At 66.0% G+C, this 15,226-nt stretch carries 15 protein-coding genes; 7 read left to right on the top strand and 8 right to left on the bottom strand.

The genetic code is table 11. The annotated features are described in order from the left end of the window. The first annotated feature begins 176 nt into the window (after positions 1-176). From BR78_RS0108185 to BR78_RS0108165, 5 genes are all read left to right on the top strand, one after another. Entirely contained in the window at positions 177-851 is a 675-nt protein-coding gene (locus BR78_RS0108185) for a protein-L-isoaspartate(D-aspartate) O-methyltransferase (protein WP_029936117.1), read from the top strand. A gap of 60 nt (positions 852-911) precedes the next feature. Then, positions 912-1,316, top strand: coding sequence for a hypothetical protein (locus tag BR78_RS0108180; RefSeq protein ID WP_029936115.1), 405 nt, complete (start codon positions 912-914; stop codon positions 1,314-1,316). Between the two features lie 178 nt (positions 1,317-1,494). After that, the gene (gene otsB / locus BR78_RS0108175) at positions 1,495-2,202 is read left to right on the top strand and encodes a trehalose-phosphatase (protein WP_231478209.1); all 708 of its coding nucleotides are present in this window, start codon (positions 1,495-1,497) and stop codon (positions 2,200-2,202) included. Continuing rightward, on the top strand, positions 2,199-3,995 hold the full coding sequence (locus BR78_RS0108170; protein WP_029936111.1) for a glycoside hydrolase family 15 protein: 1,797 nt from the start codon (positions 2,199-2,201) through the stop codon (positions 3,993-3,995). Before otsB ends, BR78_RS0108170 begins: the two co-directional genes overlap by 4 nt. Beyond that, positions 3,992-5,398: an alpha,alpha-trehalose-phosphate synthase (UDP-forming) gene (locus BR78_RS0108165; RefSeq protein ID WP_037566512.1), complete on the top strand. Its 1,407-nt coding sequence runs from the start codon at positions 3,992-3,994 to the stop codon at positions 5,396-5,398. Before BR78_RS0108170 ends, BR78_RS0108165 begins: the two co-directional genes overlap by 4 nt. A gap of 18 nt (positions 5,399-5,416) precedes the next feature. On the opposite strand, the gene BR78_RS0108160 is transcribed toward BR78_RS0108165, so the two are convergent. The 8 genes from BR78_RS0108160 to BR78_RS0108125 are packed head-to-tail and all read right to left on the bottom strand — an operon-like array spanning position 5,417 to position 13,061. Further along, complete coding sequence (locus BR78_RS0108160; protein ID WP_029936107.1) at positions 5,417-7,093, bottom strand: GMC family oxidoreductase; 1,677 nt, start codon at positions 7,091-7,093, stop codon at positions 5,417-5,419. Between the two features lie 24 nt (positions 7,094-7,117). Further along, on the bottom strand, positions 7,118-7,957 hold the full coding sequence (locus BR78_RS0108155) for a sugar phosphate isomerase/epimerase family protein (protein WP_029936105.1): 840 nt from the start codon (positions 7,955-7,957) through the stop codon (positions 7,118-7,120). After that, a complete protein-coding gene (locus BR78_RS0108150) occupies positions 7,954-8,511 on the bottom strand; it encodes a gluconate 2-dehydrogenase subunit 3 family protein (RefSeq protein WP_037566511.1) in 558 nt (185 codons plus the stop codon). The genes BR78_RS0108155 and BR78_RS0108150 overlap by 4 nt, the downstream gene beginning before the upstream one ends. Then, positions 8,511-9,338, bottom strand: a complete 828-nt coding sequence (locus BR78_RS0108145; protein WP_231478208.1) for a 3-keto-disaccharide hydrolase — start codon at positions 9,336-9,338, stop codon at positions 8,511-8,513. Before BR78_RS0108145 ends, BR78_RS0108150 begins: the two co-directional genes overlap by 1 nt. Positions 9,339-9,349: 11 nt before the next feature. Beyond that, the gene (locus tag BR78_RS0108140) at positions 9,350-10,258 is read right to left on the bottom strand and encodes a hydroxypyruvate isomerase family protein (RefSeq protein WP_029936099.1); all 909 of its coding nucleotides are present in this window, start codon (positions 10,256-10,258) and stop codon (positions 9,350-9,352) included. Beyond that, positions 10,255-11,556, bottom strand: a complete 1,302-nt coding sequence (locus tag BR78_RS0108135; RefSeq protein WP_037566389.1) for an MFS transporter — start codon at positions 11,554-11,556, stop codon at positions 10,255-10,257. The genes BR78_RS0108140 and BR78_RS0108135 overlap by 4 nt, the downstream gene beginning before the upstream one ends. 43 nt (positions 11,557-11,599) lie before the next feature. Further along, complete coding sequence (locus tag BR78_RS0108130) at positions 11,600-12,643, bottom strand: sugar phosphate isomerase/epimerase family protein (RefSeq protein WP_025560000.1); 1,044 nt, start codon at positions 12,641-12,643, stop codon at positions 11,600-11,602. A gap of 25 nt (positions 12,644-12,668) precedes the next feature. Continuing rightward, the gene (locus tag BR78_RS0108125; RefSeq protein ID WP_025559999.1) at positions 12,669-13,061 is read right to left on the bottom strand and encodes a c-type cytochrome; all 393 of its coding nucleotides are present in this window, start codon (positions 13,059-13,061) and stop codon (positions 12,669-12,671) included. A 126-nt stretch (positions 13,062-13,187) separates the two neighbouring features. On the opposite strand from BR78_RS0108125, the gene BR78_RS0108120 reads away from it, so the two are divergent. Both BR78_RS0108120 and BR78_RS0108115 read left to right on the top strand, forming a co-directional pair. After that, positions 13,188-14,387 carry a Gfo/Idh/MocA family protein gene (locus BR78_RS0108120; RefSeq protein ID WP_025559998.1) on the top strand — a complete coding sequence of 400 codons (1,200 nt, stop codon included), beginning with the start codon at positions 13,188-13,190 and terminating at the stop codon, positions 14,385-14,387. Positions 14,388-14,443: 56 nt separating this feature from the next. Continuing rightward, the gene (locus BR78_RS0108115) at positions 14,444-15,220 is read left to right on the top strand and encodes a 3-keto-disaccharide hydrolase (RefSeq protein WP_025559997.1); all 777 of its coding nucleotides are present in this window, start codon (positions 14,444-14,446) and stop codon (positions 15,218-15,220) included. Positions 15,221-15,226 lie beyond the last annotated feature (6 nt).

Raw genomic sequence — 15,226 nt, 5'->3', positions numbered from 1 at the left:
GGGCGCCGGGGCCGATGCGGCTCCGGCGCCCCGTTGCTGGTTCTTGCGGGCGCGCCCGGCGGCATCGAGGACGAGCTGATGGATTCGCTGCTCAACCTGCACGGCTGACGCTTTCGAGTGTTGCCAGCGACTAGGTCGTGCGTTCATCTGTCCGGGATCCATCGAGGCAGACCGTCATGAAGCCGCTCACCGAAGCGCATCTCGCGATCCTTCGACGCCACATGGTCGAAGTGATCGACATCGAGTTCGACCTGCTCAGCGAGGAGATCGGGCGACCGGCGCCGGGTGCGCGCGTCCGCGCGGCGTTCCTCGCGGTGCCGCGTCATCTGTTCGTGCCGGCGCAATTCGCGGCCCTCGCTTATCAGAACAGCCCGCTGCCGATCGGCTTCGACAAGACGATCTCGCAGCCGTTCATGGCGGCGCTGATGACCGAATTGCTCGATCTGGATGAAGGGGACTCGGTGCTCGAGGTGGGGACGGGGCTCGGCTATCAGACCGCGATCCTCGCCCGGCTGGCGGCGCAGGTGTGGAGCGTCGAGATCGTCGAGGAGTTCGCGGGCGTCGCGGATGCCCGATTGGTCGAACTCGGGCACCGGAATGTCGCGATCCGGATCGGTGACGGATCGCGCGGCTGGGCGGAGGCGGCGCCGTTCGATGCGATCCTCGTCAGCGCAGCGGCGAAGGAGCTGCCCGAAGCGTTGGTGGGCCAACTCAAGCCAGAGGGCGGACGGCTGGTGATGCCCTTGGGCGAGACCGGCGCGCAGCGGCTGGTAAAAGTGACCCGCGACGGTAATGAACTGACCGTCCGCGAAGTGATGGCCGTGCAATTCACCGAGCTGGAGACCGTTTAGCCGCGCGCGGCCAACTCATCGCTTGACACCGGGCGCGTGGACGGGCGTGGAGGCGCGGCTATGGCAAAATCGGCAACCGACCTGATGCAGGAGATCCTGTTCTCCACCGTCCTCGATTCGATCGTGGCGCTGAAGGACGCCGCCAACGGGCTTCCCAACCCGTTGCTGCGCGAGTTGAACAGCATCCACCCGAACACGACCTATGCCGATCTGCCCAAGGAAGTGCAGGCCGCGATCGCGACCAACGTCCGATCGGCATTCACCCGGCTGCTCAAGGAAGGTTATTCGGTCGCGCAAGGCGTCGAGCAGCGCCGCGCGCCGCCGGCGGCTTCCGCACCGACGCATCGCCCGAGAGGCGGGCCGGGAGAGCGCCCGCGCGGAGGATCGGGCGATCGCAGGCCGCCGCGTGACGGGCAGGGCCCCAAGCGTGGACCCGGACCGGGAAACAAGCCGCGCCGGCCTTAGCCCGCGACGGCGCACTGCGCCCGCCTCCTGCTTGGCGACGGAAGAAGCGGAACCCCACCGCCTTCCGCCCGTTCCCTGAAAGGGCGCGCGGGCGGTACTCGCGCTGCGCCTCGTGCTTTGGAAGGGGCGTAACATCTCGATCGGTCGGACCAGGACACTATTGCCACCTCCAGCGTCGTTGCTGGCTAATGCGAGTCTCTTTCTCGATTTCGACGGGACATTGGTCGATCTGGCGGACCGGCCCGACGACGTCGTCGCCGACGCGGAGTTGCGCGCGCTCCTCGCCCGGCTGAACCTCAGGCTCGGCGGACGAGTGGCAGTGATCAGCGGTCGCTCGATCGCACAGCTCGACGCGATACTGGGACCGGTCGCGCAGGAAATTGCATTGTCGGGGAGCCATGGCTGCGAGCATCGCTGGCAGGGCATTTCCGCCCAGCCGCACCGTCCGCCGACGCTCGATCAGGCGGCTGAACGCATGCGCGCGTTCGCCGATCGCTTTGCCGGAGCACTCGTCGAGGAGAAGAGCTACGGCGTGGCGCTGCATTACCGCCTGTGTCCCGAAGCGGAGAAGGAGGCGGTCGAGCTGGCATGGCACGTCGCGCGCGATCTCGGACTCGAATTGCAGGAGGGCAAGATGATGATCGAGCTGCGGGTGGCCGGGGGCGACAAGGGCGTGGCGGTGCGGCGCATGATGCGGCTCGCACCGATGAAGGGGACGATGCCCGTCTTCATCGGTGACGATCGCACCGACGAGAACGGCTTCGAGGCCGTCACCGAGCTGGGCGGCGCCGGCATCTTCGTCGGCAAACCCGGCGAGACCGGCGCGCATTATCTGCTGGAGAGCCCGGCGGCGGTGCGCGCCTGGCTGGAGCAAATGTCAGCATGACCGCGACGCTGGACCTCTGGCCGATCGGCAATTGCCAGGTTTCCGCGCTGGTCGACCGTAACGGGCGCTTCGTCTGGGGCTGCGTGCCGCGCGTCGACGGCGATCCTGCTTTCTCGTCGTTGCTCGACGCGGCGCCTCGCGCGGCGGAAGGCGCACGCGGCTTCTGGGAAATCGACCTCGAGGACTGCGTCGACACGGCGCAGCATTATCTGGACAACACGCCGATCCTGGTGACGCGCCATACCGACCGCGACGGCAATGCCGTGGAAGTGATTGATTTCTGCCCGCGCTTCCGGCGCAGCGGGCGCACGTACCGGCCGGTGGCGTTCGCGCGCATCGTCCGTCCCGTGATCGGCTCGCCGCGGATCCGCGTCCGCCTGCGCCCGGCGCGCGACTGGGGTGCGAGCGACGCGGCGACGACGCGCGGATCGAACCATATCCGCTATCTGCTCGCCGACACCGTCCTGCGGCTGAGCACCACCGCGCCGATTGGCTGGATCGAGCACGAACGGCTGTTCCGCGTCGAGCGCCCCCTCCATTTCTTCCTCGGGCCGGACGAGAGCTTCGCCGATGACATTCGTGTCGCAGTCGAGACGATGCTCGATCGCACCGCGCAGGAATGGCGCGAATGGGTGCGCGGGCTCGCGACTCCGCTGGAATGGCAGGAGGCAGTGATCCGCAGTGCGATCACGCTCAAGTTGTGCCAGCACGAGGAGACCGGGGCGATCGTTGCCGCGCTCACCACCTCGATCCCCGAGCATGCCGGTTCGCAGCGCAATTGGGACTATCGCTACTGCTGGATCCGCGACGCGTATTACACCGTCCAGGCGCTCAACCGGCTGGGCGCGCTCGACGTGCTGGAAACCTATCTCGAATATCTGCGCAACATCGTCGACAATGCCCGAGGCGGGCATATCCAGCCGCTCTACGGCGTCGGCGGCGAGGCGCATATCGAGGAGCGCGAGGCGCCCGGGCTCAGCGGCTATCGCGGCATGGGACCGGTGCGGGTCGGCAACCAGGCCTATGCGCAGATCCAGCACGATGCCTATGGCCAGATCGTGCTGTCGAACACCCAGAGCTTCTTCGATCAGCGGCTGTTCCGGATGGGCGGCATTTCCGATTTCGAGGCGCTGGAGGCGATCGGCGACCGTGCCTGGGAAGTCCATGACAAGCCCGATGCGGGATTGTGGGAACTGCGTACCAAGAGCAACGTCCACACCTATTCGGTCGCGATGTGCTGGGCGGCGTGTGATCGGCTGGCCAATGCCGCGGCGAAGCTCGGGCTCGCCGAACGCGCCGCCTTCTGGCAGGACCGCGCCGATCGCATCCGCGTCCGCATCGAGCAATCCGCGTGGCGCGAGGACACCTCGCGGCTCTCGGCGACCTTCGGCGGCGACGATCTCGACGCCAGCCTGATCCAGCTGCTCGATCTTCGTTTCCTGCCGCCCGACGATCCGCGCTTCCGCGGGACGCTGCTCGCGGTCGAGGAGGGGCTCAGGCGCGGCAGCCACATGCTGCGCTATGCGACCGAGGACGATTTCGGGCTGCCCGAGACGGCGTTCAACGTCTGCACCTTCTGGCTGATCGAAGCGTTGCACGCGACCGGCCGGATCGCGGACGCGAGGGAATTGTTCGAGGAAATGCTCTCGCGCCGGACCGCGGCGGGTTTGCTGTCCGAGGATATCGATCCGTTGACCGGCGAGCTCTGGGGCAATTATCCGCAGACCTATTCGCTGGTCGGCATGATCAACTGCGCGGTGCTGCTGAGTCGGCCGTGGAGCTCGATCCGATGAGCCGGCTGATCGTGATATCCAACCGCGTCTCGCCGCCAAATGGCGGCAACGTCAATCAGGGCGGGCTCGCGGTGGCGCTGGCCGCGGCGCTGCGCGAAAGCGACGGGATCTGGTTCGGCTGGTCGGGCGAGGAAGTCGAGCGCTTCACCGGCGCGATCGACTATCAGCGCAACGAAGGCGTCACGACGGCGACGATCGACCTCGAGCCGCAGGATACTGACGAATATTATAACGGCTATGCCAACCGCACGCTGTGGCCGCTTTTCCATTACCGCATCGACCTGGCGGAATATGAGCGCAGCTTCGCGGGCGGCTATGCCCGGGTGAATGCACGGTTCGCCGATACGCTACGGCCGCTGATCGACCTGGACGATCTGATCTGGGTGCACGACTATCATCTGATTCCGCTGGGGCTGGCGCTCAGGCGGCGCGAATGCCGCAACCGGATGGGCTTCTTCCTGCACATCCCGTGGCCGCCCCGCCGGCTGCTGCTGACGCTTCCGAGCCACGCGGCTTTGGTCAAGTCGCTGTTCGCGTATGACGTGATCGGTTTCCAGACCGCGGACTCGCTCGAGGCATTCGTCGATTATGTCCAAAGCGAGCTCGGGATGTTCGTCGGATCGGACGGCATCATCCACGTCGCCGGCCGCGTGGTGAAGCTGATCGCCTGTCCGATCGGGATCGACGCCGCCGGCTTCCGCCGCGCCGCCGACGATCCCGCCGCGCGCGCCGCGCACGAGGCGATGCTGGAAAGCGCCAACGGGCGCGCGATGCTGATCGGAGTCGACAGGCTCGATTATTCGAAGGGCCTTCAGGAGCGCTTCCTCGCTTACGAGCGCTTTCTCGCCGCGCATCCCGAGAAGCACGAACAGGTATTCCTGCTCCAGATCGCCCCGCCGTCACGCGTCGAGGTCAACAGCTATCAGGAGATCCGCGCCTCGCTCGAAGCGGTGTCGGGCCGCATCAACGGCGCCTATGCGAGCGCGGAGTGGGTTCCCATCCGCTACGTCAATCAGGGATATCCGCGCGACGAACTGGCGGCGATGTACCGCGCTGCGCGCGTCGGGCTGGTGACGCCGCTGCGCGACGGGATGAACCTCGTCGCCAAGGAATATGTCGCCGCGCAGGATCCCGACGATCCGGGCGTGCTGATCCTTTCGCGCTTCGCGGGGGCAGCGGAGCAGCTTCGAGAGGCGTTGCTCGTCAATCCCTACAGCGCCGAAGACGTGGCCGATGCGATCGCTGCGGCGCTGGCGATGCCAAACGAAGAGCGCATCGCGCGATGGTTGCCGTTGATGCGGAACGTCGAGCGCGAGGATGTGACGTGGTGGATGCGCCGCTTCATCGCCGAGCTCGCCGAATACGCGCCGCAGCCTGAACGCGCGGCAGTCGCCCCCGTCTAGGACGGGGGCGACTCCGGCCTAGATCGCGCCCGCCTTCAGCTGCTTGACCGCATAGTCCGCGGCGCGCGCGGTGAACGCCATGAAGGTCAGCGAGGGGTTCACGCACGAGATCGACGCCATCTGCGCGCCGTCGGTGACGAACAGATTGGCCGCGTCGTGCGCCTGGCTCCATTTGTTGAGCACCGATTGCCGCGGATCGTTCGCCATGCGGGCGCCGCCCATCTCGTGGATGGCGTCGCCGGGAACGTGCTCACCGTGATAGCTCGTCACGTTGAGCAGGCCGGCCGCCTTGAGCATCTTCTCGCCCTCGGTCCGCGCATCGTCCATCATCTTGATCTCGTTGTCGCGGAAGGTGACGTCGAAGCGCATCAACGGAATGCCGAACCGGTCGACCTTGTCGGGGTGAAGGCTGACGCGATTGTCTTCATAGGGCAGGCATTCGCCGAACGCGCCCATGCCGAACTTCCATCCGCCATATTGGCGCATGCCCTGCTTCATCGACGCGCCGAAGCCCTGCGGATAGGCCGGATCGCGCCGCGCGCCGCCCTGATAGCCATAACCGCGGCGGAAGCCCACGCCTTCCTCGCCGCCGACGTTGCGGAAGCGCGGGACATAGACGCCGCTCGGGCGCCGGCCATATTCGATATATTCGGTCATGCCGGGGATGTCGCCCGAGACGCCGACACGGAAGATATGGTCCATCACGTAGCGGCCCAGCGTGCCGCTGGTGTCGAAATGGCTCTTGCCGGTGCCCGGGATCCGCGAGTTCATCAGGATCTGGGTCGACGCCATCGCCGAGGCGCAGAGGAACACGAGGCGGGCGGGGATGATTTCGGCCTGCTTCGTCTTCGTATCGACCACGCGGACGCCGGTGACCTTCTTGGTCTTGGGATCATATTCGAGGTTGGAGACCACCGCGTCGGAGCGGAGCGTCAGCCGCCCGGTGGCACGGGCGGCGGGGAGAGTGACCGCCTGGGTCGAGAAATAGGCACCGAACGAGCAGCCGCGCCCGCACTGGTTGCGGAACTGGCATTTGGTGCGGCCCTGCGCCTCCTTGTCCTCGGTCATGTTGGACATGCGGCTGTTGATCAGCTTGCGGCCGGGCGAAGTCGCCTCGAGCCGCTCCTTCACCCATTTCTCGGCGATGTTCATCTGAATCGGCGGCTGGAACTGGCTGTCGGGCAGCTGCGGCAGATTCTCGCGCGAGCCCGACACGCCGATATACTTCTCGACATAGTCGTACCACGGCGCCAGGTCTTCATAGCGGATCGGCCAGTCGATCCCGACATTTTCGCGCTTGTTGGCTTCGAAATCCTCAGGCGACCAGCGGAAGCTCCAGCGCCCCCAGATCAGCGACTTGCCACCGACCGCGCCGGGGCGGATCCAGTAGAATTTCTCGCCCTCGTCATAGGCGTACGGATTGAGCCGGTCGTTGTTGTAATATTTCCGGCTACCGGGCGAGACATAGCCGTATTTGGCGATGAAATAATCGCTGTCGAGCAGCGCCTTGGGCATCATGTCGCGGGCGGGGATCTCATATGCCGGCTTGCCGTCATAATCATAATCCTCGCCATGCTCGACCATGACGCCACGGTCGAGCATCAGGACCTTGAGGCCCTTTTCGGTCAATTCCTTCGCCGCCCATCCACCGCTCACTCCGGAGCCGATGACGATCGCATCGAACTTGTCGGCCATGTCTAATGATCCTCGAATACTGGGTTACGCGCGCAGACGGCTGAGCGTCGCGAAGCTGGTCTGGATGTCGGGAAGATACGGCGCGGGCGATTGATCGTTCTCGACGTAGAAATGCTTCACGCCGGCCGTGCCGTTGAGCGTGAAGATGTCGGCGAAATCGATCACGCCCTTGCCGACGCTGGTCATCTTGCCGTCGGCGGTGCGATCCTTGACGTGATAGGCATAGATGCGGCCTGGGTTCCGCTTGATGATCGCCTTGGGGTCCTCGCCGGCGGCGATTACCCAGAACAGGTCGAGCTCGAGCTTGACCAGGGCAGGGTCGGCATCGGCGAGCAGCATGTCGTACAGGCTGCGGCCATCGGGTTTGGTCGTGAACTCGAAATCGTGATTGTGATAGGCGAAGTCGAGCCCGGCCTTTTTGAGCTGTTCGGCCCAGCGGTTGAAATTGGCGACCGCGGCCTTCCAGCTCTCGGCATTGCGCTGCTCGGCGGTCATGTACGGCAGGATCACCGTATCGGCGCCCAGCGTTTTCGCCATCTTCACCGAGCCGGCGAAATCGCCGCTCAGCGCCTCGTAGCCGATGTGCAGCGAGGGCGATTTGAGCCCCAGCCGGTCCATCGTCTTGCGGAGCGCGGCATGATCCATCTTGTCATAGCCGCCACCGCCATATTCGACTTCGCGATAGCCGATCTTCGCCACCTTCTCGAGCGTGCCCATCGGGTCCTTCGAGAAGAGTTCGCGCACGGTGTAGAGCTGAAGCCCGACCGGCTTGGGCTTGAGGCCCTTCGCCACCAGCGGTGCGGCCGCCAGCGTCGTCGCGAGCGCGGCACCGCCCGCCATCCATTGCCGTCGGCTGATCATCATGACGAAAACACCTTGTTGACCTTCGAATAGGGATAGGCGCCGTCATACCGCCCGGGCACGGGCAGATATTCGCGCTCCTGGGTGATGCCGACTTCCGAGGTGAAATAGCCGGTGATGACGAGCTGACGGAACTTCTCGAAGAAATCCTTGCCGCCGGGAATCTTGTCTTCCATCGCCAGCGTCAGCAGTGCGTCCTGCTGCGCGGGTGTCGCCTTGTCGGCCGCGACCTTGTAATCGGCCTGGCTGCGCGTCTCGATCGCGTCGAGCCCGGCGAGGATCGGCTTGCGATCGCCGGGCGCCGCCCAGTCGGCGAGCAATTTCTCGATAAAGGCGGGCACCCCGGCGGTGATCGCCCCGGGCGTGTCGGTGGTCGGCATCACCCGCTCGCTGAGCGCGGTCATCAGCGCGCGCTGCTGTGCGGTGAACACGGGCGCGCTGGGCGGCCCGTCGCTGATCGGCGTCATCTGCGCACCCGCTGCGCGCGCGATCGGCGCGAACAGGCTTGCACCGAACATCGCGACAATTCCGGCCAGCGCGTCTCTGCGATCGATAATCATTTCACGGTACCCTCAAAGTCGTAGCTCGCCGCCGCTTCGGGCAGCGGGCGCACCCAGATGTTACGGAACGAAACCGGTGAATTATGGTCCTGGAGCTGGATCGGCGCGGCGTCGGCATGCGCTTGGTAGGTGCCGAGCTTGCGCCAGATCGTGCCGCCCAGCCAAGGCTGGCGGTTCTGCACCAGCACGCCGTTCAGGAACGCGGTGATATAGGCCGGGCGCAGCAATTTGCCGTCGGCACCGAAATGCGGGCGCTCGAAGACCACATCGTAGCTCTGCCATTCGCCGGGCTTGCGCGACGCGTTCACCAGCGGCGGCTTCCAGCCATAGATCGCGCCGACGGTGCCGTCGGCATAGGTCGGGTTCTGATAGCCGTCGAGGATCTGGATCTCGTAGCGCTGCATGAACCAGATGCCACTGTTGCCGCGATCCTGCGAGGTCTTGGTCGGCGGGTTTGGCGAGCGGAACTCCAGATGGAGCTGGACGTCGCCGAAGCTCTGCTTGCTGACCAGCGCATTCTCGCCGCCGCCGCCGGCGCGCGGCTGCGAAGTCACCACGCCGTCCTTGAGGATCCACGGCGTCGCCTGGGGCTGCCATGCGTCGAGCGTCTTGCCGTCGAACAGCACTACTGCGTCCGAGGGCGCCCCCCCCGGCACTGCAGCCGGCGTGACCACATCGGGGTAGGGCCGGTCGGAATCATGAACGTGCCACTTGCCGCCGGGCAGCATCGGCGTGTCCTTGAAGCCCGGCTTCTCCTGCGCGACGGCGGGATTTCCCGCTGCCACGGCTACCGCAATCGCGGCGCCCCATGCGATACGCTTCACTCGTTCCTCCCTCATGCCGCGTCAATCTCGCGATAAGCGGCGATCAGCCGCTCTTCGCCAGCGCGTCCCTCTATCGAATTTCCATGCTCCATGCCGATCACGCCGGCATATTTCTTCGCGCGCAACCAGCGGACCACGTTGCGATAATTGACCTCGCCGGTGCTCGGCTCCTTGCGGCCGGGATTGTCGCCGAACTGGATATAGGCGATCTCGTCCCAGCAGCTCTGCAGCGTGTTGATCAGATTCCCGGCCTGGATCTGCGCGTGATAGAGATCCGCCAGCACCTTCACGGCCGGGCTGTTGACGCCCGTCGACACCGCGAAGCCTTGCGGGATGGTCTGCATGAATACGTTTGGATGATCCACCAGCGTGTTCAGCGGCTCCATCACCATGACGAGGCCATGCGGCTCGACGATCTCGGCGGCGCGGCGCATCGTATCGATGATCCGGGCGGTCTGGATCTCGACCGGCAGCTTGCGATCGAGGAAGCCGGTGACGACCGTCATCCATTTGACGTTCAATCGCTTGGCGACGTCGATCGAGGCGCGAATGTCGGCCAGGAAAGCCTGACGCTCGGCATCGTCGTTGCCGCCGAGCAACGGGCGGAATTCGCCCCATTTGGGCATGCTCGCGACGAAGACGCCCATCGTCATGCCGCGCTGCTGAAGCGCGCGGGCCATCGCGGTCTGCTCGGCGACGGGCCGGCTTGCCGCCTCATTGTCTTCCCACGCAGTGAAGCCCTGATCGGCGGCAAAGGCGATCTGCTCGAGCCGGCTGCCCCGGCTCTTGAAGCTGCCTTCGTGCGGCGCGAAGCCGAGCGAGAAGCGCGCCGCGTTCTGGCCGGGCGCGGCGCGACTCATCGTCGCCGCACCCGCGGTGGCGGCACTCGCGGCCAGCACGGAACGCCGGGTCAGCCTCACGCCGCTTCGCCCGCGAGGACGGCACGCGACTTGCCGCGCTCACGCAGCCAGATGAAGCCGAACACCGCCAGCAGGACGACCGGCAGGACCGCCAGCCGCTGGAACGATACCGACGCCGCCGCATCCTCGACCGCCAGTTTCGCCGCGCCGGCCAGCTTCGCGAACGCTTCGGGCCCGCCGGCGAACTCGATCTTGGCCTTGTCGAACATCGCGCCCAGCAGCGGGAGCACGAAGAAGCTGGAGAGCGCCCCCGCCGATCCGACCAGCCCCATCGCCCACGATCCGCCGCGCGGATAGCGTTCGGCGACCGAAGCGAGCATCGTCGGCCACATCACGCAGACGCCGAGCCCCCACACCGTCGAGGCGAGGACCGCCGCCACCGGCGACTGCGCCTGGCTCAGCATGAACAGCCCGATCGCGGCGAGCAGGCTCGATACCCAGAGCAATCCGGGATTCGAGATCTTGCTCGCCAGCCGGCCCGCGAAATGGCGGAACACGAACATCAGCGCGTTGACATAGACGAGCAGCAGGATGCCGCGCATGCCGACGCGGTTCGACAGAGCGACGTCGATCCACTGGCCGGGGGCCAGTTCGGACGCAGCGGTGAGGAACATCGCGCCGAACCAGATGAAGAAACTGGGGCGGCGGAACACTTCGCTCACCATCTCGCCGAAGCTCACGCCGGTTTCGCTGCGCAAAGGCGGTGGGAAAGTGGTGGTCGCCGCGATCACGACGGTCGCGACGGCGGGGATCATCACCAGCGCCATGATGCCCTGCCACGGCAAGGTCGCCGAGAGGAAGAAGCCGACCAGCCCGCCGACGATGATGCCGCCGGGGAACCAGGCGTGCAGCACGTTGAGCCGGTGCGTGGTGTCCTCGGGATAGAGCTGCGCGGTCAGCGGATTGATCGCCGCCTCGGTCAGCCCCCAGCCGATGCCGCTGAGCAGCATGCCGAGCCAGACGATCGTATAGACCGTCATGCCCGTCGCGAGATGGCCCGCAGTGACGATCAGCAGCGGGCCGAAGATGAAGCAGAAGCCCGCGCCCAGCAGGCACCTTTTCATGCCGATCTGATCGAGCAGCGCGCTGGCGACGAACAACGTGATCGCGAAGCTGAGGAACGCCGCGCCCAATGCGGCGGCGAGCAGTTCGCCGGCCTGCAGCGGAGCGATCGGATCGATCCATTCGGCCTTGAGCCCGCTGGCGATCGCGCCGCGGATCGCAAGGCTCGACGCGGCGGTGAACAGGGCCAGCACGCCCAGCCAGAACAGCCGTCCCTTGTTCAATGTCGTGGCCATTTCTTGGCTCCCCTCCCTTATCGTTCTTGCCCGCGTCGTGTCGTCAGGTCAGCCCCAGCAACTTGCGATTGAGCCCCGGATCGTTGCCGCCCGCGAAATCGTCGAAAGCCTTGTCCGCGCGGCGGATCATGTGCGCTTCGATGAAAGGCGCGCCCTCACGCGCCCCGTCTTCGGGATGCTTGAGGCAGCATTCCCATTCGAGCACTGCCCAGCCTTCGTATCCGTACTGTGTCAGCTTCGAGAAAATCCCGCCGAAATCGACCTGGCCGTCGCCGAGTGAGCGGAAGCGGCCGGGGCGGTCGACCCAGTCCTGGAAGCCGCCATAGACGCCCGAGCGCCCGGTCGGGTTGAGCTCCGCGTCCTTGACGTGGAACATCTTGATCCGCTCGTGATAGATGTCGATGAACGCCAGATAATCGAGCGCCTGCAGCACGTAATGGCTGGGATCATAGAGGATGTTGGCACGGCGGTGGTTGTCCACGCCCGCCAGGAACCGCTCGAAGGTCACGCCGTCGTGCAGGTCCTCGCCGGGGTGGATCTCATAGGCGACGTCGACGCCCTGTTCCTCGAAGGCGTCGAGGATCGGACGCCAGCGCTTTGCCAGTTCCCCGAATGCCTCCTCGACCAGCCCAGCCGGGCGCTGCGGCCACGGATAGAGATAGGGCCAGGCGAGCGCCCCCGAGAAGGTCGCGTGCGCGTTCAGCCCCAGCCGCCGGCTCGCTTTGGCGGCGAGATGGAGTTGCTCGACTGCCCAGGCCTGGCGCTCGGCGGGCTTGCCGCGCAAGGCCTCGGGTGCGAACCCATCGAACGCTACGTCATAGGCCGGATGCACTGCGACCAGTTGGCCCTGCAGGTGCGTCGAAAGCTCGGTGATCTCGACTCCCGCCTCGCGGCACGTGCCGGCGAGTTCGTCGCAATAATCCTGGCTCTCGGCCGCCTTGGCGAGATCGATGCAACGGCTGTCCCATGTCGGAATCTGGACGCCGACATAACCCGCGTCGGCCATCCAGCGCGCGGCCGAGGGCAGAGTGTCGAATGGCGCGGAATCGCCCATGAACTGGGCGAGGAAAACCGCCGGACCCTTCATGCCACCGCCCTCCCTGATTCGATCGTCACTTCGCGGTTTCGGCCTTGAGATAGGCGATCAGCGCGGCCCGCTTGGCGGGATCGGTGACCTTCATCGGCATGCGCGTGCCCGGCACCTTCTGGGCCGGCGCGGCAAGAAACTGGTCGAGCGTCTGCGCGTTCCAGACGATGTTCGATGCCTTGAGTGCCGGGCTGTAGTTGAAGCCCGGAACGGAGCCCGCCTTGCGGCCGAACAGGCCGTGGAGGTTGGGACCCATAAGGCTTTTTCCGCCCGCCGGAAGCGTATGGCACGCCCGGCAGGCGGCGAACGCCTGCTCGCCCGCGTTCTGAACGGGAGGGGCCGCCACGGACGGCAACGTTGTCAGTGTCAACGCGCACAATGTTGCTGCAACGGGCAGCAGTGCGATCACAGATTTCATTTTCCTCTCCGGTCTTGCAACGATCGGTGGCTATCCTCTAACCGGTTGTTCGCACGCGTGGCAACCATTTATCAGATATAAAATCGACAGGCCGTTCGCCGTCGTTAGCGCTAACAAGGAGAGACGATGGAGACGGGCACGCAGCCGCGGATACGCTACGGCATGGTTGGGGGAGGCGAGGGCGCGTTCATCGGCGCGGTGCATCGCATGGCGGCGGCGCTGGACGGCGAGTATGAATTGGTCTGCGGCGCGTTCAGCAGCGATTCGGGACGCAACCAGCGCAGCGCCGCGGGGCTGGGCCTCGATTCCGCGCGGGCTTACGCGACGCTCGACGCGCTGCTCGCCGGCGAGGCTGCACTGCCCGCGGACCAGCGGATGCAGGTGCTGGCGATCGTCACGCCGAATCATCTCCACGCCCCGGCGGCGATCGCCGCGCTCGACGCGGGTTTCCACGTGATGTCGGAAAAGCCGATGGCACTGGACCTTGCCGAGGCACTGGCGATCGAGGCGGCGGTCGCGCGCAGCGGCAAACTGTACGGGCTCGCCTTCACGTATAGCGGCTATCCGCTCGTCGAAGAGGCAAGGGTTCGCGTCGCGCGCGGCGATCTGGGCGCGATTCGGCTGGTGCAGGTCGAATATTCGCAGGGCTGGCTGAGCCAGCCGATCGACCGCGACGGCCAGAAACAGGCCGAATGGCGCACCGATCCGGCACGGGCGGGGTTGGGGGGGTGTCTGGGGGACATCGGCACGCATGCTTTCCAACTCGCTGAGCATGTCTCGGGACTCGCGGTCGAGGAACTCAATGCGGAGCTGACCACGCACGTGCCGGGACGCCGTCTCGACGACGACGTGGCGGCATTGCTGCGGTTCGAAGGCGGCGCGCGCGGCGTGCTCAAGGCCAGCCAGATCGCGGCGGGCGACGAGAACGGGCTGCGGCTGCGCGTGCACGGCGAGAAAGGCGGGCTCGACTGGTCGCAGATGGAGCCCAACACGCTGACCCTGCGCTGGCTCGACCGCCCCGCCGAGATCGTCCGCGCGGCAGGACCGGGGCTCGATCCGCTGACGACGGCGCGGCTGCGCACACCGGCGGGCCATCCCGAAGGCTATGTCGAGGCGTTCGCCAACCTCTATCGCAGCTTCGCCCAGGCAGTGCGCAACGGAGCGGCCGCGCCGCCGCCGCCAGGCGCGGCGGACTGGTTTCCCGGCATCGCCGACGGGCTGCGGACGATGACCTTCGTCGAGGCGATGATCGCGAATAACGAGGGCGCGGCGAAATGGACTTCGCTCGCGCGCCTTCTCGACGAACGTCGCGCCGGCATCCGATGATCGCCGACCGAACCATCGATCAAACCGACAAGCCTGCAACGGGAGCCGTTCGACCTATGAAACTCTTCCTTCTTCCCATGCTGGCGCTGCTCGGCGCCGCCTCCGCCCCCGATCCGGCGCCCGAGCCGAAGTGGCAACGCATCTTCGACGGCAAGACGCTTGCCGGCTGGACGCCCAAGATCACCGGCCGCGCCGCGGGCGAGGATCCGCTGCACATGTTCATCGTGAAGGACGGCGCGATCCGCGTCTCGCACGCCAATTACACCAAGTTCGCGGGCGAGTTCGGCCACCTCTTCTGGAAGATGCCGCTCAAGGCCTATCGCGTCCGCTTCGAGTATCGGCTGTTCGGCGAATCGCTGCCGGGCATCCAGAGCTGGCAGGCGAGCAATTCGGGGCTGATGTTCCATGCGCAGGCGCCGGAGACGATGCGGCGCGATCAGGACTTTCCGGTGAGCCTCGAGTTCCAGATTCTCGGCGTTCCGCGCCCGACGCGGGAGCCAACCGGGAATGTGTGCACGCCCGGCACCACCGTAGTGTTCGAAGGCAAGCGCGATCCGCGCCACTGCATCCTCTCCACCTCGCCACTGGAGCCGGTGGGCCGCTGGGTGCGGGCAGAAGTAGAGGTGCTGCCCAATGGCGAGATCACCCATTTCATCGACGGCAAGGCCGTGCTGCATTATTCCGCGGTCGAGCTCGATCCCCAGGACAAGGATGCGCAGCCGCTGATCGCGGCACAGGGCGGCAAGCTGCCGCTGCAGCAGGGCTATATCGCGCTGCAGAGCGAGGGCCATCAGATCGAGTTCCGCAATATCGAGCTGCAGAAGCTCGATTGAGGAAGC

This window comes from Sphingomonas sp. UNC305MFCol5.2, from assembly GCF_000712135.1.
GTDB lineage: Bacteria > Pseudomonadota > Alphaproteobacteria > Sphingomonadales > Sphingomonadaceae > Sphingomonas.
This window is presented reverse-complemented; position numbering and strand designations above follow the sequence as displayed.